This is a genomic window from Pseudomonas boreofloridensis (assembly GCF_030580795.1).
GTDB classification, from domain to species: domain Bacteria; phylum Pseudomonadota; class Gammaproteobacteria; order Pseudomonadales; family Pseudomonadaceae; genus Aquipseudomonas; species Aquipseudomonas boreofloridensis.
On record NZ_JAUQOQ010000001.1, the window covers coordinates 480,081 to 500,153 of the forward strand.

The 20,073-nt window shown below is 64.3% G+C and carries 22 protein-coding genes; 14 read left to right on the forward strand and 8 right to left on the reverse strand.

Annotated elements, in window-relative coordinates; genetic code table 11:
• Window positions 1-4: 4 nt before the first annotated feature.
• The 11 genes from Q6A47_RS02000 (at window position 5) to Q6A47_RS02050 (ending at window position 10,405) form a co-directional block, all read left to right on the forward strand.
• On the forward strand, window positions 5-202 hold the full coding sequence (locus Q6A47_RS02000; protein WP_039583234.1) for a CcoQ/FixQ family Cbb3-type cytochrome c oxidase assembly chaperone: 198 nt from the start codon (window positions 5-7) through the stop codon (window positions 200-202).
• The gene (gene ccoP, locus Q6A47_RS02005; protein WP_039578839.1) at window positions 199-1,185 is read left to right on the forward strand and encodes a cytochrome-c oxidase, cbb3-type subunit III; all 987 of its coding nucleotides are present in this window, start codon (window positions 199-201) and stop codon (window positions 1,183-1,185) included. The genes Q6A47_RS02000 and ccoP overlap by 4 nt, the downstream gene beginning before the upstream one ends.
• Window positions 1,186-1,407: 222 nt before the next feature.
• Window positions 1,408-2,820, forward strand: a complete 1,413-nt coding sequence (gene ccoG, locus Q6A47_RS02010; RefSeq protein WP_029615020.1) for a cytochrome c oxidase accessory protein CcoG — start codon at window positions 1,408-1,410, stop codon at window positions 2,818-2,820.
• A 17-nt stretch (window positions 2,821-2,837) separates the two neighbouring features.
• Entirely contained in the window at window positions 2,838-3,365 is a 528-nt protein-coding gene (locus tag Q6A47_RS02015; protein ID WP_304482786.1) for a FixH family protein, read from the forward strand.
• 25 nt (window positions 3,366-3,390) lie between these two features.
• On the forward strand, window positions 3,391-5,847 hold the full coding sequence (locus tag Q6A47_RS02020; RefSeq protein ID WP_304482787.1) for a heavy metal translocating P-type ATPase: 2,457 nt from the start codon (window positions 3,391-3,393) through the stop codon (window positions 5,845-5,847).
• Between the two features lie 33 nt (window positions 5,848-5,880).
• Window positions 5,881-6,099, forward strand: coding sequence for a cbb3-type cytochrome oxidase assembly protein CcoS (ccoS, locus tag Q6A47_RS02025; protein WP_039578843.1), 219 nt, complete (start codon window positions 5,881-5,883; stop codon window positions 6,097-6,099).
• The gene (locus Q6A47_RS02030) at window positions 6,092-6,775 is read left to right on the forward strand and encodes a sulfite exporter TauE/SafE family protein (RefSeq protein WP_304482788.1); all 684 of its coding nucleotides are present in this window, start codon (window positions 6,092-6,094) and stop codon (window positions 6,773-6,775) included. Before ccoS ends, Q6A47_RS02030 begins: the two co-directional genes overlap by 8 nt.
• 126 nt (window positions 6,776-6,901) lie before the next feature.
• Window positions 6,902-7,339 (forward strand): GNAT family N-acetyltransferase, encoded by a 438-nt coding sequence (locus Q6A47_RS02035; protein ID WP_304482789.1) that lies wholly within the window; start codon window positions 6,902-6,904, stop codon window positions 7,337-7,339.
• A gap of 151 nt (window positions 7,340-7,490) precedes the next feature.
• Window positions 7,491-8,873, forward strand: a complete 1,383-nt coding sequence (hemN, locus tag Q6A47_RS02040) for an oxygen-independent coproporphyrinogen III oxidase (RefSeq protein ID WP_039578847.1) — start codon at window positions 7,491-7,493, stop codon at window positions 8,871-8,873.
• A gap of 198 nt (window positions 8,874-9,071) precedes the next feature.
• Complete coding sequence (gene fnrA / locus Q6A47_RS02045) at window positions 9,072-9,806, forward strand: Crp/Fnr family transcriptional regulator FnrA (protein ID WP_029614986.1); 735 nt, start codon at window positions 9,072-9,074, stop codon at window positions 9,804-9,806.
• 50 nt (window positions 9,807-9,856) lie between these two features.
• Window positions 9,857-10,405, forward strand: coding sequence for an adenine phosphoribosyltransferase (locus Q6A47_RS02050; RefSeq protein ID WP_029614985.1), 549 nt, complete (start codon window positions 9,857-9,859; stop codon window positions 10,403-10,405).
• A gap of 12 nt (window positions 10,406-10,417) precedes the next feature.
• Here the strand turns inward: Q6A47_RS02050 and Q6A47_RS02055 are convergent, their stop codons facing one another.
• Complete coding sequence (locus Q6A47_RS02055; protein ID WP_304482790.1) at window positions 10,418-11,347, reverse strand: class I SAM-dependent methyltransferase; 930 nt, start codon at window positions 11,345-11,347, stop codon at window positions 10,418-10,420.
• Window positions 11,348-11,880: 533 nt separating this feature from the next.
• On the opposite strand from Q6A47_RS02055, the gene Q6A47_RS02060 reads away from it, so the two are divergent.
• On the forward strand, window positions 11,881-13,416 hold the full coding sequence (locus Q6A47_RS02060; RefSeq protein ID WP_304482791.1) for an NCS1 family nucleobase:cation symporter-1: 1,536 nt from the start codon (window positions 11,881-11,883) through the stop codon (window positions 13,414-13,416).
• A 16-nt stretch (window positions 13,417-13,432) separates the two neighbouring features.
• On the forward strand, window positions 13,433-14,161 hold the full coding sequence (locus Q6A47_RS02065; protein WP_029614983.1) for an aspartate/glutamate racemase family protein: 729 nt from the start codon (window positions 13,433-13,435) through the stop codon (window positions 14,159-14,161).
• 63 nt (window positions 14,162-14,224) lie between these two features.
• Here Q6A47_RS02065 and Q6A47_RS02070 read toward each other — a convergent pair whose 3' ends face one another.
• From Q6A47_RS02070 to Q6A47_RS02085, 4 genes are all read right to left on the reverse strand, one after another.
• Complete coding sequence (locus tag Q6A47_RS02070) at window positions 14,225-14,467, reverse strand: hypothetical protein (protein ID WP_304482792.1); 243 nt, start codon at window positions 14,465-14,467, stop codon at window positions 14,225-14,227.
• A 501-nt stretch (window positions 14,468-14,968) separates the two neighbouring features.
• Window positions 14,969-15,628 (reverse strand): histidine phosphatase family protein, encoded by a 660-nt coding sequence (locus Q6A47_RS02075; RefSeq protein ID WP_304482793.1) that lies wholly within the window; start codon window positions 15,626-15,628, stop codon window positions 14,969-14,971.
• Between the two features lie 171 nt (window positions 15,629-15,799).
• Window positions 15,800-16,138, reverse strand: a complete 339-nt coding sequence (locus Q6A47_RS02080; RefSeq protein WP_304482794.1) for an FKBP-type peptidyl-prolyl cis-trans isomerase — start codon at window positions 16,136-16,138, stop codon at window positions 15,800-15,802.
• Between the two features lie 65 nt (window positions 16,139-16,203).
• Window positions 16,204-16,611, reverse strand: a complete 408-nt coding sequence (locus Q6A47_RS02085) for a GFA family protein (protein WP_304482795.1) — start codon at window positions 16,609-16,611, stop codon at window positions 16,204-16,206.
• Window positions 16,612-16,802: 191 nt separating this feature from the next.
• Here Q6A47_RS02085 and Q6A47_RS02090 point away from each other — a divergent pair, with 191 nt between their 5' ends.
• Window positions 16,803-17,687, forward strand: a complete 885-nt coding sequence (locus Q6A47_RS02090; RefSeq protein WP_304482796.1) for a hypothetical protein — start codon at window positions 16,803-16,805, stop codon at window positions 17,685-17,687.
• Between the two features lie 62 nt (window positions 17,688-17,749).
• Here the strand turns inward: Q6A47_RS02090 and Q6A47_RS02095 are convergent, their stop codons facing one another.
• From Q6A47_RS02095 to Q6A47_RS02105, 3 genes are all read right to left on the reverse strand, one after another.
• A complete protein-coding gene (locus Q6A47_RS02095) occupies window positions 17,750-18,562 on the reverse strand; it encodes a PhzF family phenazine biosynthesis protein (RefSeq protein WP_304482797.1) in 813 nt (270 codons plus the stop codon).
• A 51-nt stretch (window positions 18,563-18,613) separates the two neighbouring features.
• Window positions 18,614-19,552, reverse strand: coding sequence for a 2-hydroxyacid dehydrogenase (locus Q6A47_RS02100; RefSeq protein ID WP_039578872.1), 939 nt, complete (start codon window positions 19,550-19,552; stop codon window positions 18,614-18,616).
• 98 nt (window positions 19,553-19,650) lie between these two features.
• Window positions 19,651-20,067: a hypothetical protein gene (locus Q6A47_RS02105; protein ID WP_039578875.1), complete on the reverse strand. Its 417-nt coding sequence runs from the start codon at window positions 20,065-20,067 to the stop codon at window positions 19,651-19,653.
• Window positions 20,068-20,073 lie beyond the last annotated feature (6 nt).

The following is a 20,073-nucleotide window of genomic DNA, read 5'->3' on the forward strand; positions in this document are numbered from 1 at the left end:
GCGCATGGAAATCGGAACGATTCGAGGCCTGGGCACCCTTGTGGTGCTGGTGGCCTTCGTGGGCCTGGCGCTGTGGGTGTTCAGCCCACGCCGCAAGCGCGACTTCGACGAAGCCACGCAACTGCCGTTCGCCGACGATCCCGAGGCCCAGCGCCGGATCGAGCGCAATGCACGAGACACATCGGGGGGCGAGCGACCATGAGCAGTTTCTGGAGCCTGTACATCAGCGTGCTGACCCTGGGCACGATCTTCGCCTTGACCTGGCTGCTGCTGTCGACCCGCAAGGGCCAGCGCGAAGACCTCACCGACCAGACCGTCGGGCATGCCTTCGATGGCATCGAGGAGTACGACAACCCCCTGCCGCGCTGGTGGTTCTGGTTGTTCGTGGGCACCCTCGTCTTCGCCTTGGGCTATCTGGTGCTGTATCCGGGCCTGGGCAATTGGCGCGGGCTGTTGCCCGGCTACGCCTACCTGGACAGCGACTCGCGCCGCGAATTTGGCGACGGCCAGACAGGCTGGAGCGGCGTGCACGAGTGGGAGAAGGAAATGGCCAAGGCCGACGCCCGCTTCGGCCCGATCTTCGCCAAGTTCGCGGCCATGCCATTGCAAGCGGTGGCCAAGGACCCGCAGGCGCTGAAGATGGGCGCGCGCCTGTTCGCCTCCAATTGCGCCGTGTGCCATGGCTCGGACGCCAAGGGTGCCTACGGCTTCCCGAACCTCACCGACAGCGACTGGCGTTGGGGCGGTGAGCCGGAAACCATCAAGGCCTCGATCATGAACGGTCGCCACGGCGTCATGCCCGGCTGGGGCGAGGTGATCGGCGAACAGGGCGTGGCCGACGTGGCGGCCTTCGTGCTGAGTCAGCTGGATGGGCGCAAGCTGCCCGAGGACGCCAAGGCCGACCCGGTCAAGGGTCAGCAGATTTTCGCCAGCACCTGCGTGGCTTGCCACGGACCGCAGGGCAAAGGCACCCCGGCGATGGGCGCGCCTGACCTGACTCATCCGCAGGCGTTCATCTATGGTTCGAGCTTCGCTCAGTTGCAGCAGACCATCCGCTACGGCCGCCAGGGCCAGATGCCGGCCCAGGCCGAGATCCAGGGCAACGACCGTGTGCATCTGCTGGCGGCCTACGTGTACAGCCTGTCTCAGGAAAAGCCTGCGACCCAGGACGATCAGCCGAAATGAGGTGCGGTGGCCGGCGGTTAACTCCACCGGCCACTGACCTGAATCAATTGACACTTCCCATATCACGATTACCGAGCGCAACCCAATGCGACTAAAGGTCGCAGCCAGGCCCGACCTTGCCATCACAGGCGTATCATGGCCCGCAGAGCGCCAGCACCGGGCGCGCGACCACGGCCGGCACGCACTGGCCCTGGCATTTCTCCACTGCCGTGGGACTTGATGATGAGCAAGCAGATTCCCGTACACGATGTCACCCCGCCTGCAACCGGAAAGGATTCCGTCGACCTGTATGCCTCCCGAGAAAAGATCTACACCCGCGCCTTCACCGGACTGTTCCGCCGCTTGCGGATGGTCGGTGGCGCCGTGCTGTTCCTGCTGTACTTCGGCACCGTCTGGCTGAACTGGGGCGGTCACCAGGCCGTCTGGTGGAACCTGCCCGAGCGCAAGTTCTACATCTTCGGCGCCACCATCTGGCCGCAGGACTTCATTCTGCTGTCGGGCATCCTGATCGTGGCCGCGTTCGGCCTGTTCTTCATCACCGTGTACGCTGGCCGGGTCTGGTGCGGCTACACCTGCCCGCAAAGCGTCTGGACCTGGATCTTCATGTGGTGCGAGAAGGTCACCGAGGGTGATCGCAACCAGCGCATGAAGCTGGACAAGGCGCCGATGAGCGGCAACAAGTTCCTGCGCAAGCTGGCCAAGCACAGCCTGTGGCTGCTGATCGGCTTCGTCACCGGACTGACCTTCGTCGGCTACTTCGCACCGATCCGCGAACTGGTGGTGGACTTCTTCAGCGGCCAGGCCGATGGCTGGGCCTACTTCTGGGTAGGCTTCTTTACCCTGGCCACCTACGGCAATGCCGGTTGGCTGCGCGAGCAGGTGTGCGTGTACATGTGCCCCTATGCGCGTTTCCAGAGCGTGATGTTCGACAAGGACACCCTGATCGTCTCCTACGACCCGCGCCGCGGCGAAACCCGAGGCCCACGCAAGAAAGGCGCGGACTACCAGGCCAAAGGCCTGGGCGACTGCATCGACTGCACCCTGTGCGTGCAGGTCTGCCCGACCGGCATCGACATCCGTGACGGCCTGCAGATCGAATGCATCGGCTGCGCGGCCTGCATCGATGCCTGCGATGGCGTGATGGACAAGATGAACTACCCGCGCGGACTGGTCAGCTACACCACCGAGCACAACCTCTCAGGGCAGAAGACCCACCTGATACGCCCGCGCCTGATCGGCTACGCCGTGGTGCTGCTGGTGATGATCGGCGCCCTGGCCACCGCCTTCGCCACCCGTTCGCTGGTCGGCTTCGACGTGAGCAAGGACCGTGTGCTGTACCGCGAGAACGCCCAGGGGCAGATCGAGAACGTGTACAGCCTGAAGGTGATGAACAAGGACCAGCACGACCACGTCTACGTGCTCGACGCCAGCGGCCTGCCAGGCCTGCAGCTGTCCGGCCAGCGCGAACTGCGGGTGGCCGCCGGCGATATCGTCAGCTTGCCGGTGCAACTGTCCATCGCGCCCGAGCAATTGCCGTCGACCACCAACGACATCACCTTCATCCTCAAGGATGCCGATGACAGCGGCACCCAGGTTGAAGCCAAGAGCCGATTCATCGGCCCCCAGATCCGCTGAAAGAGAGACCCTGCGCCATGACCGCCACCGCCACCAGCCCCTGGTACAAGCACCTCTGGCCCTGGATCATCATCGGCATCCTGACCACCTCGGTGTGCCTGAGCCTGACCATGGTCAGCATTGCCGTGCGCAATCCGGACAACCTGGTGAACGACAACTACTACGAGGCCGGCAAAGGCATCAACCGGTCGCTGGACCGCGAAATGCTGGCCCAGGCCCTGAACCTGCGGGCCAGCGTGCACCTGGACGATCTGACCGGCGAGGTGGAACTGCACCTGAGCGGCGACAGCGCACCGCAGCGTCTGGAGCTGAACCTGATCTCGCCGACCCAGCCGGACAGGGACCGCAAGGTCAAGCTGCTGCGCGTGGAGGGCGGGCGCTATGTCGGCCAGCTCGACGACAAGGTCGAAGGCCGGCGCTTCGTCGAGCTGCTCGGCAGCGAGCAGGATCAGGTGTGGCGTTTGTTCGAGGAGGAGAAGGTCGAGCACGGGGTCGCCTTGCTACTGGGCGACGAAGCGCTGCAAGGGGCCGAGCACCAGCCATGATCCCAGGCCACAAGAACTTCGCCCGATGAGCCAACCCATCCCCTGCTACCACTGCGCGCTGCCCGTCCCCGCCGGCAGCCGCTTCAGCGCCGTGGTGCTGGGCCAGGCCCGGCCGTTCTGCTGCCCCGGTTGCCAAGCGGTGGCCGAGGCCATCGTCGCTGGCGGCCTGGAGCATTACTACCAGCACCGCAGCGACAGCAGCGCCAACCCGCAGACCCTGCCCAGGCAATTGCAGGACGAACTGGCGCTGTACGACCGCGCCGACGTGCAGCAGGGCTTCGTCCATCGTCAGGGCGCGCTGGCCGAAGCCACCCTGATGATCGAAGGCATCAGTTGCGCAGCCTGCGGCTGGTTGATCGAGAAGCACCTGCGCAACCTCGAGGGCGTGGGCGAGGCGCGCCTGAACCTGTCCAATCATCGCCTGCACGTCAGGTGGGATGACCAGCGACTGCCGCTGTCGCGGCTGCTCGGCGAACTGCGTGGCATCGGCTACGCCGCCCATCCCTACCAACCCGACCAGGCCGCCGAGCGCCTGGCCCAGGAAAACCGCACGGCGCTGCGGCGACTGGGCGTGGCGGGGCTGTTGTGGTTCCAGGCGATGATGGCGACCATGGCCACCTGGCCGGAATTCAACATCGACCTGTCGCCAGAGCTGCACACCATCCTGCGCTGGGTCGCGCTGTTCCTGACCACGCCCATCGTGTTCTACAGCTGCGCACCCTTCTTCAAAGGCGCTGCCCGCGACCTGCGCACCGGGCATCTGACCATGGACCTGTCGGTATCGCTGGCCATCGCCCTGGCCTACGGCGCTGGGATCTGGACCGCGATCACCGGCCGTGGCGAGTTGTACTTCGACACGGTCGGCATGTTCGCCCTGTTCCTGCTCAGCGGGCGCTACCTCGAACGGCGCGCCCGTGAACGCACGGCAGCGGCCACCGCGCAGTTGGTCAACCTGTTGCCAGCCTCGTGCCTGCGTCTGGACCCTCAGGGCCAGGCGCAGCGCGTGCTGCTGTCCGAACTGGCCTGTGGCGAGCGCGTGCAGGTGCTGCCCGGCGCGGTGATTCCGGCTGACGGCCGCATCGTGGACGGGCGCTCCAGCGTCGACGAATCGCTGCTCACCGGCGAGTACCTGCCACAGGCGCGGCAGGCCGGCGAACGCGTCACCGGCGGCACCTTGAACGTGGAAAGCACGCTGGTGGTGGAGGTCGAAGCCCTTGGCCAGGCTTCACGGCTGTCGGCCATCGTGCGCCTGCTCGAGCGCGCCCAGTCGGAAAAGCCGCGCCTGGCACAGATCGCCGACCGCGCCTCGCAGTGGTTCCTGCTGTTCAGCCTGCTGGCGGCGCTGGGCATCGGCCTGTGGTGGTGGCACCTGGACGCCGACCGAGCGTTCTGGATCGTCCTGGCGATGCTGGTCGCCACCTGCCCCTGCGCCCTCTCGCTGGCCACCCCGACAGCGCTCACCACGGCCACCGGCACCCTGCACACGCTTGGCCTGCTGGTCACCCGTGGGCATGTGCTCGAAGGCCTGAACCAGATCGACACGGTGGTGTTCGACAAGACCGGTACCTTGACCGAGGGGCGACTGGCGCTGCGCAGCATCCGCCCGTTGGGCCAGTTGACGGCGCAGCGCTGCCTGGCCCTGGCCGCGGCCCTGGAAAACCGCTCCGAACATCCCATTGCCCACGCCTTCGGGGTCAGCGCCGAGCCGGCCGAGCAGGTGCAGGCGATGCCGGGGCTGGGCCTGGAGGGCCAGGTCGGCCAGCAACGCCTGCGCATCGGTCAGGCGACGTTCGTCTGTGCCCTGAGCGGCGCTGAGGTGCCGCCGGTGCCGGAGCTTCGCGGGCAATGGCTGCTGCTCGGTGACCGGCAGGGGCCACTGGCCTGGTTCGGCCTCGACGATCGCCTGCGCGACGATGCCGAGACCTTGCTCGCGGCGTGCAAGGCGCGGGGTTGGCACACGCTGCTGCTGTCTGGCGACACGTCGCCGATGGTCGATGAAGTGGCGACGCAACTGGGCATCGACCAGGCCATCGGTGGCCTGCGCCCGGACGACAAGCTGGCGCGGGTCAAGGCGCTGCAGGCGCAGGGGCGCAAGGTGCTGATGCTCGGCGACGGCGTCAACGACGTGCCGGTGCTGGCAGCGGCCGACATCAGTATCGCCATGGGCTCGGCCACCGACCTGGCCAAGACCAGCGCCGATGCGGTGCTGCTGTCCAACCGTCTGCAAGCCCTGGCGCAGGCCTTCGACCTGGCCCGACGCACGCGGCGCAACATCCTCGAGAACCTGCTGTGGGCGACGCTGTACAATGGCCTGATGCTGCCCTTCGCGGCGCTCGGCTGGATCACCCCGGTCTGGGCGGCAGTCGGTATGTCATTGAGTTCGTTGATCGTGGTGCTCAATGCGTTGCGCCTGACCCGGCTGCCGGCGCCGAGCGAAGGTCGAGGCCGGCCCGATCCCGTCACCGCCTGCGCCGAGGCCTGACCGTGTGCACCTGCGTACCCTGAGGACTTTTGCATGCCCGCCCTGTACATCATGATCCCTGCCGCGCTACTCCTGGTCGGCGTGGCGCTGTACGTATTCTTCTGGGCCGTGGACAGCGGCCAGTACGACGACCTCGAAGGGCCTGCCCACAGCATCCTGTTCGACGATCAAGACCCGCGCCACCAGGCAGCGATCAAGCACGACGCCGTCGCCCCCGACGCGACCGACCAGGACGCCTCGCCCCGTGCCTGAACTGCTGCCTGCGCTCGTCTCGGCACTGGTACTGGGCCTGCTCGGCGGCGGCCATTGCCTGGGCATGTGCGGCGGCCTGATGGGCGCGCTGACCCTGGCCATCCCGCCTGAACAACGCGCACGTCGCCTGCGTCTGTTGATCGCCTACAACCTGGGACGCGTGCTCAGCTACGCAGTCGCCGGGCTGTTGCTGGGCCTGGCCGGCTGGGCCTTGGCCGGCAGCCCGGCGGTGCAGATGCTGCGGGTTCTGGCAGCCCTGTTGCTGATCGCCATGGGCCTGTACCTGGCAGGCTGGTGGAGCGGACTGACACGCATCGAGGCGCTGGGGCGCGGGCTGTGGCGATACCTGCAGCCCATCGCTTCGCGCCTGCTGCCGGTGTCCAGCCTGCCCCGCGCGTTACTGCTCGGCGCGCTCTGGGGCTGGCTGCCGTGCGGGCTGGTCTACAGCACCCTGCTGTGGGCAGCGAGCCAGGGTAACGCGGTGCACAGCGCACTACTGATGCTCGCCTTCGGTGTCGGCACCTGGCCGGTCTTGCTGGTCACGGGCCTGGCAGCCGAGCGTGTCACCGCCGTGCTGCGCCGACGCCACGTGCGCATGGCGGGCGGTGTGCTGGTGATGCTGTTCGGCCTCTGGACCTTACCGGGGCCGCATCAGCATTGGTTGATGGGGCATTGAAGAGCGAGCGGCAAGCTTTGAGCGGCAAGCGGCAAGGAAGAGCGGATTGCGTGCACTGCACTGAGGTGGCGTGATCACTGTCGATAGCTGCAGAAGTTGTGGGCGGGTTTTGCCAAGGAGTGCTTTATGAGAAAAACAATCAGGCTTGCTGATCCGGACGATATCGAGGCGATTTTTGATATACGGACCCGGGTTCGGGAAAACCATCTGTCCTATGACCAACTGGTAGAGATGGGTATCACCCCCGATGCCATACGACGATCCATCGAAGACGCGCCGTGCGCTTGGATCGCTGAGGTCGATGGCGTTGCGGCGGGGTTCTGCATGGTGGATGCCGAGGAGGGTTGCGTGTTCGCGGCGTTCGTTCTTCCGGCATTCGAGGGACGTGGAGTGGGGCGCAGCCTGATGAACGAGGCCGAGGCTCATCTGTTTCAACACCATCAGACGATCTGGCTTGAAACTGCTGAAGCTAGCCGCGCTAGCGGCTTCTATCGACATCTGGGCTGGCAAGCCGTGGAACAGTTACCTGAGGGGGATGTTCGCTTCGAAAAGCGTCTGACGTGAGCCTACTGCGCGGGGCATGAGGCAGGCGTGCCCCCCGACGGCAACATGAAAGGGCGTTCGCGCCTGGCACCGCGCTTGATGCAGGTCAAGGCTGATTCCTACAGACAATTCTAGACTCCGGACACTGCCGCTCTATTCGGGGACTGCCCACATGCTCGACGAACTCCACTGGGACCCCGACCTGATCCGTCGTTACGATCTGGCCGGGCCGCGCTATACCTCCTACCCGACTGCCGTGCAATTGCACGCCGAAGTGGGCTCGTTCGACCTGCTGCATGCCCTGCGCGAAAGCCGCAGGGCCGTGCGTCCGCTGTCGCTGTACCTGCACGTGCCGTTCTGCGCCAACATTTGCTATTACTGCGCCTGCAACAAGGTCATCACCAAGGATCGCGCCCGCGCGGCGCCGTACCTGCAACGCCTGGAGCAGGAGATCCAACTGATCGCCTGCCACCTGGACCCGCGTCAGCGCGTGGAACAGTTGCACTTCGGAGGCGGTACGCCGACCTTCCTCAGCCATGTAGAGCTGCGCCAGTTGATGGCCACCTTGCGCCAGCACTTCAACCTGCTGGACGACGATTCGGGCGACTACGGCATCGAACTCGACCCCCGCGAAGCCGACTGGTCAACCATGGGTCTGCTCCGCGAACTGGGCTTCAACCGCGTCAGCCTGGGCGTGCAGGACCTGGACCCGGCCGTGCAGCGTGCCATCAACCGCCTGCAGAGCCTGGAGCAGACCCGCACCCTGGTTGAAGCCGCACGCACCCTGCAATTCCGCTCAGTGAACCTGGACCTGATCTACGGCCTGCCCAAGCAGACACCAGAAGGTTTCGCCCGCACCGTCGAGGAAGTCATCCGCCTGCAGCCAGACCGCCTCTCGGTGTTCAACTATGCCCACCTGCCCGAGCGCTTCATGCCGCAACGGCGCATCGACGCCAATGAACTGCCAGCCGCCGCGGTCAAGCTGGAGATGCTGCACAACACCATCGAGCAGTTGACCGCCGCCGGCTACCGCTACATCGGCATGGACCACTTCGCCCTGCCCGACGACGAACTGGCCATCGCCCAGGAGGAAGGCACGCTGCAGCGCAACTTCCAGGGCTATACCACCCACGGTCATTGCGACCTGGTCGGCCTGGGCGTATCGGCCATCAGCCAGATCGGCGACCTGTACTGCCAGAACAGCAGCGACCTGAACACCTATCAGGACGCCCTGTCCAGCGCGCAGTTGGCGACCCAACGCGGACTGCTGTGCAACCAGGACGACCGTCTGCGCCGGGCCGTGATCCAACAACTGATCTGCCACTTCGAGCTGGAGTTCGAGCCGATCGAGCAGGCTTTCACCATCGACTTCCGTGGCTATTTCAAAGCCCTCTGGCCGCAGTTGCAGGCGATGCAGCGCGACGGTCTGATCACCCTCGATGCCCGCGGTATCCGCGTACTGCCGGCCGGACGCCTGCTGGTGCGATCGGTGTGCATGGTCTTCGATGCTTACTTGGCCCTACAGAATCGTCAGCGTTTTTCCCGCGTAATTTAGGAGTTTCATACGCCTCAGCGAGACGATGGGCCGCATGGACAGCCCAACTTGTGAGGCACACCATGGACGGTAGAGGGTGCGCACGCCTATCCGCGTGCGCCATCCAGCAGCCGCACCAAAGAAGTGCAGGCTGGCCTCCAGACCACCCGTAGGTTACCCTTACGGCTTATGTGTGCTTTTCCACAAGGATCGAAAGAAATGTCCGAGCCAGTCAAACTGCGCCCCCACGGTCAGGCCCATTGCAAGGATTGCAGCCTGGCCCCCCTGTGCCTACCCCTGTCACTCAATCTTGAAGACATGGACGCACTGGACGAGATCGTCAAGCGCGGCCGTCCTCTGAAAAAGGGCGAGTTCCTGTTCCGCCAGGGTGACAATTTCGGCTCGGTCTATGCGGTACGCTCCGGCGCCCTGAAAACCTTCAGTTTGAGCGATGCCGGCGAAGAGCAGATCACCGGTTTCCACCTGCCCAGCGAACTGGTCGGGTTGTCCGGCATGGACACCGAAGCCTACCCGGTGTCGGCGCAAGCGCAGGAGACGACCTCGGTCTGCGAAATCCCCTTCGAGCGCCTGGACGAGTTGTCGGTGCAGTTGCCGCAGTTGCGTCGCCAGCTCATGCGCGTGATGAGCCGTGAAATCCGCGACGACCAACAGATGATGCTGCTGCTGTCGAAGAAAACCGCCGACGAGCGCATCGCCACCTTCCTGGTCAATTTGTCCGCGCGCTTCCGCGCCCGTGGCTATTCGGCCAATCAGTTCCGCCTGAGCATGTCGCGCAACGAGATCGGCAACTACCTGGGCCTGGCCGTGGAAACCGTGTCGCGGGTGTTCACCCGCTTCCAGCAGAACGGCCTGCTCAAGGCCGAGGGTAAAGAGGTACACATCCTCGACCCGATCCAGCTGTGCGCCCTGGCCGGTGGTGCGATGGACGCCTGAGCGCGGCGCCAGGGTATACTGGCGCCACGTTTTTCCAGGATACCCGCCCCATGCCTAGCGACACCTTCGACCTCAAAGCCCTGATCCGCCCGGTAGTGGACTTCCCGAAACCGGGCGTGATCTTCCGTGACATCACCCCGCTGTTCCAGTCGCCACGCGGGCTGCGCTACGTTGCCGACCAGTTCATCGAGCGCTACGTCGAAGCTGACTTCAGCCACATCGGCGCGATGGACGCGCGTGGCTTCCTGATCGGCTCGATCATCGCCCACCAGCTGAACAAGCCGCTGATCCTGTTCCGCAAGCAAGGCAAGTTGCCTGCCGATGTGCTCTCCGAGGGCTACCAGACCGAGTACGGCGAAGCCTTCCTCGAAGTGCATGCCGACAGCCTGTGCGATGGCGACTCGGTGCTGATCTTCGATGACTTGATCGCCACCGGCGGCACCCTGCTGGCGGCGGTCAACCTGGTGCGGCGCACCGGCGCCAAGGTGTTCGAGGCGGCGGCGATCATCGACCTGCCGGAGCTGGAAGGCTCGCGGCGCCTGCAGGCGGCCGGCGTGCCGACCTTCTGCTTGACCGAGTTCTCCCTCTCCGAATACTGAGCCGCGCAGGGCTCAAGCCTGTCGGCGGAATACCAGCGCCTTGAGCCCGCCCTGCGGGTCGGCGTCGGGAAACTCCGGCGGGTTCTCCAGGCGCTCGACGAACCTCAGCTCGGGCGCCTGTTCGGCCATGCCCTCGATGAGAAACTCCGGCCCAATGGCCGGATCGTTGACGCACGCCAGCACACAGCCGCCCTCCCCCAGCAATTCCGGGAGACGGCGCAGGATCTTGGCGTAATCCTGGGTCAGCACGAAGCTGCCGCGCTGGAACGTCGGCGGATCGATGATGATCAGGTCGTACGGCCCGTACTTGCGCACCTTGCCCCACGACTTGAACAGTTCGTGCCCCAGATACGCCACCCGCGAGGCGTCGTGGCCGTTGAGCCGATGATTCTCCCGCCCGCGCGACAAGGCGGCCTTGGCCATGTCCAGGTTGACCACCTGCTGCGCGCCCCCGGCAATGGCCGCCACCGAAAAGCCGCAGGTGTAGGCGAACAGGTTGAGCACCCGCTTACCTGCCGCCTGCTCACGTACCCAGCGGCGGCCGTAGCGCATATCGAGAAACAAGCCATTGTTCTGCCGCACACCCAGATCGAGCAGGTAGCTCAGGCCGTCTTCGACCACTGCGCGTTGCTGGCAAGGCTCGCCCAAAAGCCACTGCCCGGGACTGTCGGGCAGGTAGCGGTGCTGCAGCAGGATGGCCTGGCCGGTCCACTGCGGGCGTTCGGCCAAGCGACGCAACATCGATTCGAGCTCGGTCAACTGGCCGTCTGGTAGCTCGCGGAACAGGGCGACCAACAGCACGCCCTGCAGCCAGTCAACGGTGATCTGCTCAAGGCCTGGCCAGCAGCGACCGCGGCCGTGGAACAGCCGGCGGGTTTCGCTAGGCGCAGCGTCGAGGGAAGTGAGCAGATGCTGCTCCAGCGTATGGATTGGAGAGGTCATGAGGCGTCGTGGTAGGCAAAACCGGCATTCTAACGGTTTTCCTGACTGGACTCCGTCAGCATTGTGCAGCGATCACACTGTAGACAGTTAATCGAGAAAATATGAAAACTGATCGCATTTATTGTGCACAACTCTGTCACCTCAAGTGCCATTTTTGTGTGCACTCGTTACTTCACTGCACTATCAGGTGACATCTTTCGATAGATAAATCTGACTCATAGATCAGGTTATGGCGCTAGCGGACTTGAACACACCACCGAGAATTCGAATTTAATCCAATAAAATCAATAGATTAAAAATCTATCGGGAAATTATTCGCCTGCGTTCTCTAGAAAACCTGCCCTCACTGGCATGGAACTGGCTTGAGTGGTCATATGTTTTGTATACAACTTAAGCAAGACATAAACACACAAGAACCGCAGCGCTTGCCCAGCAAGCCGTTTGCGCCCAGAACCCAGTGATGCCACGGCTGCACCGACGCGCTGGCGAGCTTTCGCCGCCTCGCAGCCCCTCGCGCATCAGGAGCCTCCGGAATGAGTAGCAGCCTCGACCTTGCCCCTGAACTTTCCGTAGCCAGCAGCCAGCCCACCGCCACTTCGCTCGACACCCCCGCCAGCCCGTGCGAACTCAGCCCGCGCCTGCACAATCGCGACCTGGCGCCCACTCGCCTCGAGGGCCGCCGCTGGGGCGGCTACAGCATCTTCGCGTTGTGGACCAACGACGTGCACAACATCGCCAACTACTCCTTCGCCATGGGCCTGTTCGCGCTCGGCCTGGGTGGCTGGCAGATTCTCGTGTCGCTGGCCATCGGCGCAGCGCTGGTGTACTTCTTCATGAACCTGTCCGGCTACATGGGCCAGAAGACCGGCGTGCCCTTTCCGGTGATGAGCCGCATCGCCTTCGGCATCCATGGCGCACAAATTCCCGCCTTGATTCGTGCCGTCATCGCCATCGCCTGGTTCGGCATCCAGACCTACCTCGCCTCGGTGGTGCTGCGCGTGCTGCTGACTGCCGTCTGGCCGCAGGTCGCCGCCTACGACCACGACAGCATCCTGGGCCTGTCGAGCCTGGGCTGGCTCTGCTTCGTGGCGATCTGGCTGGTGCAACTGGTGATCCTCGCCTACGGCATGGAGATGGTGCGCCGCTACGAAGGCTTCGCAGGTCCGGTGATCCTGCTCACCGTGGCCAGCCTGGCCGCGTGGATGTTCTTCAAGAACGATGCGCGCATCGCCTGGTCGGTGAGCGATCCGCTGACCGGCTACGAGATGTGGCGCAACATCTTCGCCGGCGGCGCGCTGTGGCTGGCGATCTACGGCACTCTGGTGCTCAACTTCTGCGACTTCGCGCGCTCCTCGCCATGCCGCAAGACCATCCGCGTGGGCAACTTCTGGGGCCTGCCGGTGAACATTCTGGTGTTCGCGGTAATCACCGTAGTGCTATGCGGCGCGCAGTTCCAGATCAACGGCCAGGTGATCGACAGCCCGACGCAGATCGTCGCGACCATTCCCAGCACCCCCTTCCTGGTACTGGGCTGCCTGGCCTTCCTGATCGTCACCGTGGCGGTGAACATCATGGCCAACTTCGTCGCCCCCGCCTTCGTGCTCAGCAACCTGGCGCCACGCCACCTGAATTTCCGCCGTGCCGGGTTGATCAGCGCCACCGTGGCCGTGCTGATCCTGCCGTGGAACCTGTACAACAGCCCGCTGGTGATCGTGTACTTCCTGTCCGGCCTGGGTGCCCTGCTCGGCCCGTTGTACGGCGTGATCATGTCCGACTACTGGCTGCTGCGAAAAGGCCGGGTCAACGTGCCGGAGCTGTACAGCGAACACCCGAGCGGCGCCTACCATTACTCGCGCGGTATCAACCTGCGGGCGCTCGCGGCGTTCATCCCAGCAGCATTGCTGGCGATCGTGCTCGCCCTGGTACCGCACTTCCACAGCGTGGCGCCGTTCTCCTGGCTGATCGGCGCCGCCACCGCCGCGACCCTGTACCTGTTGATCGCGCCGCGCAATCGCCAATACCTCGACGTCAGCGGCGAAGCCATCGCCGTCGACCACAGCAGTCACTGATCAAGGAAAGTCGTTCATGCGTATTTTGATCGCCAACGTCAACACCACCGAAGCCATCACCGAGGCCATCGCCGAACAGGCGCGCAGCGTGGCCGCGCCGGGGACCGAGATCGTCGGCCTGACGCCCTGGTTCGGCGCCGAATCGGTGGAAGGCAATTTCGAAAGTTATCTGGCCGCCATCGCCGTCATGGACCGGGTGCTGGCCTATGACCAGCCCTATGACGCAGTCATTCAAGCTGGCTACGGCGAGCACGGCCGCGAAGGCCTGCAGGAGTTGCTGAACGTGCCGGTGGTGGACATCACCGATGCAGCGGCCAGCACGGCGATGTACCTGGGCCATGCCTATTCGGTGGTCACCACCCTGGACCGCACCGTGCCGCTGATCGAGGATCGCCTGAAGTTGTCCGGCCTGTACGATCGCTGCGCCTCGGTGCGGGCCAGCGGCATGGCGGTACTGGAGCTGGAGGCCGACCCGCAGCGCGCGGTGCAGGCCATCGTCGAGCAGGCCGAGCGCGCCGTGCGCGAGGACAAGGCCGAGGTGATCTGCCTGGGCTGCGGCGGCATGGCCGGGCTGGATGAGCAGATCCGTCAGCGGACCGGCGTACCGGTGGTCGATGGCGTCAGCGCAGCGGTGACCATCGCTGAGTCGCTGGTGCGGCTGGGCTTGAGTACATCGAAGGTGCGCACCTATGCCACGCCGCGGACCAAGAAGGTGGTGGGCTGGCCTTTGCGCCTGGGGCGCTGAAATCTGGTCTACGGACGATGGACGCCGGTGCCGTTCACCGGCGTCTCCACACGCGACAACGGCTCAATCTTTCGACAGGTATCGATTGCTGCGCATCATCAGCAAACAGCCAAGCGCAATGGCCGTCGATTTCCACAGCGCTATTTCCACGCCAAACACTGTCCAGACGTCGAGAAACAGGCTGTACACACCGCTGGCGAAAAGAACGAAACCCGTCCACCGACGCCATGGCGGAGCCAAAAACCGGTCGAAAGCGCAGCCCACCAGAACCATCAAGGCGATCTGCAAGGGGCAATCGTAGGTCACGGCTAGCCTCCTCAGTCAACCGTCGATGCCGACGAAGCATCAGGCAGATACCCATCATCAAGCCCCAGGACTTCCACATGTACAGATCGATGCCGTGATAGAACCACGCTTGGTGAAACAACAGCGTGAAAAGACTGGAGGCAAAGAGAATCGACCCAATTGTTGTTCGCCACGCGGGTGCGGCGATCAAGCGATCCAGGACCAGCGTGGTGACGATCATCAGCCCTATCTGAAACGGATCCTGGTAGACATTCATGATCCATCGCTCAGGAAGAAACCGTCAGCCCTGACAGTGAACTCGATGACGTCATAAGTGATCCCGCGGTGGCCCCTATACCGGTAGGCTCGGTCGATTTCCATACACCCTCTCGCTCCAGCCCCGGAAGCGGTCGTCCGGGGACTGATGGAAGGTGCCTGACCGTCGCGGGAAAACCAGCGAGCCTGAATCGACAAGCTGCGTCAGAAAGCTCCGAAAAAACCTAGCGAAGGCGCCCTGGTGCCTCAGGTCGGGCAGACCGTGGATCCGCCGTCGAGCTCCTGGCGTACGTTACGGCTGAGCAGCGTGGCCTTGCCCTCGTGCCAAGTGAGGGTCAGCACGTAGAGGGTGTCGAAATCGCCGCCGTCCCAGTCCTCGGTGATGACGCGCTTCTCGCCCAAGGCCTTGCCGGCCACGGCATTGATCAAGTCGGGCAGGTAGCCGTGCGACCAAGCGGTGTACACCGTGGCATTGCGGTACTTGGGGCGCAGCAGTTCATCGGCGAGGTCGTCGTAATCGTTGGCGTCGAAGTCGATATTGACCGGCAGCCCCAGGCGAATGGCGCTCGGGCTGATGGTCATGAGCGGGCGGATGTAGCTGAAGCGTCGATCCTCGCTGCCTTCCTCGACATGGCGGGTCGGATTGGCGGCGAACACGTAATCGGCACTGCCGAAGCGCTCCGGCAGCACCGTTGCCAGGTCGATGGCGCGGTTCAGGCCCTGGCAGTTCAATTGCCCAAGCCCCTCGCCAGGTTTTTCGGCATGGCGCAGGAAGACCAGGGTCTGGGTGCCGTCACCGCGCCTGTCATCGCTGCGCACGGCCTCGAACGTGAGGGGTATCAACACCGCAGCGAGGGTCAGGCCGAGCAACAGGTGACGGCGTTTCAGGTAGTGCTTCCACTTCATGGCAGGACTCATTCGGCTAAGGACAAGAGGCCTCCCTGCCAGCACCCTCATGCCCGGCGGCGGTGCCGAGCAACGGCCGCCCGATGGGGTTAACATGCCGGCCCTCCGTGGCAGCAGCCATGTTGGACCCAGGATGTTGCCGAATTACGTCATCCAGGTAACAACAAGACATCATTCGTCGCGGGTCAGCACCTCGAGCAACTCGATGTCGAAGGTCAAGTCCGCGTGCGGCGGGATGCGGCCGATGCTGCGCTCGCCATAAGCCAGCGCCGCCGGCACCTGCAAACGGCGCTTGCCGCCCACGCGCATGCCCATCAGGCCCTGGTCCCAGCCCTTGATCACCCGGCCGGTGCCGATGACGCACTGGAAGGGCTTGCCGCGCGACCAGGAGGAATCGAACTCGCTGCCGTCGGCCAGCCAACCGGTGTACTGGGTGGTGATCAGCGCGCCCTTGACCACGGCCTTGCCGTCGCCTGGGTGAAGATCGGTGATGTGAAGTTCCTGAGTCACGGGCTGGCCCTCTATGCCAAATACGAAGGCCGCCCTTTTCTCAGGAAAGCAGGGTTTTGACAAGCTCAGTTGTACATGGCCTGGATCTGCTCGCCGGTCAGTTGCTGGGTCTGATTGGAGAAGCAGTACCAGGACGGACGCTCATCGGCATAGACCTGCAGGCTGAACTGCCAATCTTGCGCCCCCTGCAGCATGCCCACCGGGAAGAAGTACTCGTCCTTGCCAGTCAGCCGGTAGAAGAGGTGGGTGCCACACTGGCCACAGAACCCACGCTCGGCCCATTCCGACGACCGATAGACCGCAGGTGCCGCGCCTTCGAAGACCGGCGCCTGGCTGCCATGGGCCACGAGCATGGGGCCACCGCCCCAGGTGCGGCACATGCTGCAGTGGCAGGCACTGACGTCAGGGTTGTCGAGGGTGGCGGTGAAGTGGATCGCGCCGCACAAGCAGGCGCCTTTGGCGATGAATGACATTGGAGCACTCCTATTCGAGGGTCTCAAAATCCAGACACGAACACCACCGGCCAGCTTTGCGCGGTAGCCGAAGCCTGTATCGATCAGACGTCACTGGCAAAGTTGTCAGTTGTTCGATGAGTAGCACCTTTCCTAACCTCACCTCAAGGACTCGATCACCCGACAACACGAACGAAGCAGGTGGAACCATCATGAACAGACCATCATCAATCATCGTCTCGCTCACGCTGCTTGCCTGTGCGACTCATCAGGCTTACGCGCTCGCCCCCCGAACTGACGCCGCCGTACATACGGTCATAGACGGCCCGGCCACCGCTGCGGCCCTGACCTGGCACTACATGGATACCCGAGCCAACTGCGGCAGCGATAGTCAACCTGCCTTTCTGTGCTCAGGCGTAGTCCTGCGCAGTACCACGTACAGCAATAACTTCGATGCCTGGGACCCGAGCCCCTCATCCATTAAAAAAGGCGGTATTTCTTTCTCCTATCTGCGCAAAGACAACAACTTCAAACGGTTTGTCTACGACCGGTCCAATAGCCACGGTTTCATCTTCTACCCGGTCTTCGAAACCCCGTCGACAAAACGCCGCATCCAAGTGCTTTGCCAGTACCCGATGGACGCCGGTACCGATCACCGCCCTCAAGCCTGCGGCCAGTTTCCGGGCTACCCAAGCAGCGCTCCCTGCCATCTGCAGAACATCCTGACTGGCGAGCAATGGGCGAAGCAGTTCCCACCTGGCACACTGGGTCGCAGAACCTGTGCGTTCGATGTCAGAGATTCGCGCAACCGATTGGCCGGTCCGGCCTTCGAAGCGGCCTTGAAGGCAAAGTCCTCGCGCCCTGAATTTTTTTCCGAACAGAATGAACTGGTGTTGGATGTGTGGGAATCGGGTATAGGTGCGCAGTTGCCTATTCAGGCGTTTTTCTATCAAAACGACGCAGGGCGGCAACTGGCGCGCCTTACTAAAGCGCGATTTCTGAGCAAAACAGGTATTGACCTGCCGCTTATCAAAATCACGCTTGCACAGACCGCTTCAGGCACCGCCAAATTCGAGTTCATCGCCAGTGATCAATGACCCCTCGAGCAGGCGGCGACGTGGCACCGGCGCAACGCAGTGAAGTTGGCAAACGCTGGCGCTCAGGCCAGGGGCGGGTTGACCATGGGGAACATGATCGAGCCGTGCATGTACAGCGCTGCCCGCCCGCTGATGATCACGCGCCCGTTGCCCGGCACCTCGCACTGCAACTGCCCCTTGCGCGCCCCGCCCTGCTCGCAGTCGAGCACGCGCTTGCCCAGGCGCTCGGACCAATAGGGCGCCAGGCTGGTGTGCGCGGAACCGGTCACCGGATCTTCATTCACGCCCACCCGTGGCCCGAACCAGCGCGTGACGAAATCCCGGTCTCGGCCCGGTGCCGTGACCGCGATACCGCGCACCTCGAAGGCCGACAACGCAGCGAAATCAGGCTGCAACACATCGAGCCGCGCAGCGTCGTCGATCACCACCACGAAATCGTCCGAGCGGTACAGCGCGCGGGCGCCGGGCAGCCCCAAAGCGGACAACAGGCCGTCGGGAATGTCCACCGGCTGCGGCTGCTTGGCCGGAAAATCCATGGCCAGCAGGCCATCGGCACCGCGACTGACGCGCAGTTCGCCACTTCGGGTGTTGAAGCGCAGCACCTCGGCCTGCTCGCCCAGTTGCTCGAACAGCACCCAGGCCGTAGCCAGCGTGGCATGGCCGCACAGATCGACCTCCACGGCGGGGGTGAACCAGCGCAGGTCGAAGGCTTCGCCATTGCGCACGAAATAGGCGGTTTCCGAGAGGTTGTTTTCCTCGGCGATACGTTGCAGCAGGTCGTCCGCGAGCCAAGCGTCGAGCGGGATCACGGCCGCCGGGTTACCACCGAAGGGTTCGGCCGAAAAGGCATCGACCTGAAAAATCTCGAGTTGCATGCACACACTCCTTGTCGGCCCACAGTGCGCGGGCGGGATCGAACGATAGGCTTACAGGGTCACCGGCGTCAGCACCGGCTCGCCGGCGAAGAACGCCTGCAAGTTGCGCAGTACCAGCGCGACGGTATCGCGCGCCGCTTCTGGCGACTGGCCGGCCACATGCGGGGTCAACACGGTGTTGGAGAGGGCCTTGAGGGCCTCCGGCACGGCGGGCTCGTCGTCGAACACATCCAGCGCCGCCCCGGCGATGCTGCCCGCGCGCAACGCCTGCACCAACGCCTCGGTGTCGACCACGCTGGCACGGGCGATATTCACCAGATAGCCCTGGCTGCCCAACGCCGCGAGCACCGACGCATCGACCAGATGCCGGGTGCCCGGGCCACCGGGCGTGGCGATCACCAGGATGTCGACCGCCTCGGCCAGCCGTTGCGGACTGTCGTACCAGGTGTAGGGCTGCTCGCGACGCGGCGTGCGGCTGTGATAGCTCACGCTCATGGCGAAACCCTGCTCAGCGCGTTGAGCGATGGCTTGACCAATGGCGCCAAGACCGATGATGCCCAGGCGCTTGCCGCTCACCGAGGGGCTGATCACCCGGTTCCATTCGCCACGCCGGGTGCTGGCGTCGGCCTGGGGAATGCCGCGCAGCAGGGCCAGCAGCAAGGCCATGGCATGATCGGCCACGGGCCCGGCATTGGCGCCTGCGCCGTTGGTGACGGTAATGCCGCGGGCTTTGGCAGCGGCCAGGTCCACCTGCTCGTAGCCGGCGCCGATCACACAGATGATCTGCAGGTGGGTCAGGGTATGGATTTCAGCGGCGGTCAGGCCCAGCGGACCGCGCGTGAGGACGGCATCGATGTCGGCGGCATGCCGCGCGATGGCCTCGGCGCGCGACTGCGGCGTCTTGGCGTGGATCAGCCGGTAGCCGGCGTTTTCAAGCAACGGCAGATAGTCATCGACGGTTTCCACCAGCACCAGAACAGTCTTGCTCATGCCACCCTCCGCTTCGGTTTGGAGGGCGATTATGCCAGCTTGCGCGCAGGCTGTTCACCTGGCGATGCCGGGGCTGCGGCGCCCCGGCCTGAAGTGCATCACTGCCCGAACGCGCGCCCCAACCCGCCCGGCACGCCGCTGGCATCGGTGCTTTGCCACGGCCCGTTGGGGCTCAGCGACCAGCTCCAGCCTTGGTCGTAGCGATAGTAAGTGCGCTGGCGGTAGAAGGTGTTGGGCTGCTTGTCGAGCACGTACACGCCCAGCTTGGGATCCCAATGGCTAGCACCACCGGGCGGCGGCGCGAAGCTGGCCGAGGTGCGTGGCAGCGGCTTGGGAATGCCGCTGGGCGCGCCCGCCGGTGCAGCAGGCTTGCCGCCAGGCAGCGGCTTGACCACAGGCCCCTGAGGCGGCGTCTCCAGCGGCGGCAACGGCTCACGCTCGGCCGGCTGATGCCCGGTACAGGCGGACAGTCCCAGCGCCAGGGTAATCAGGGTCAAGCGTACGCAGCGGTTCATGGCGGG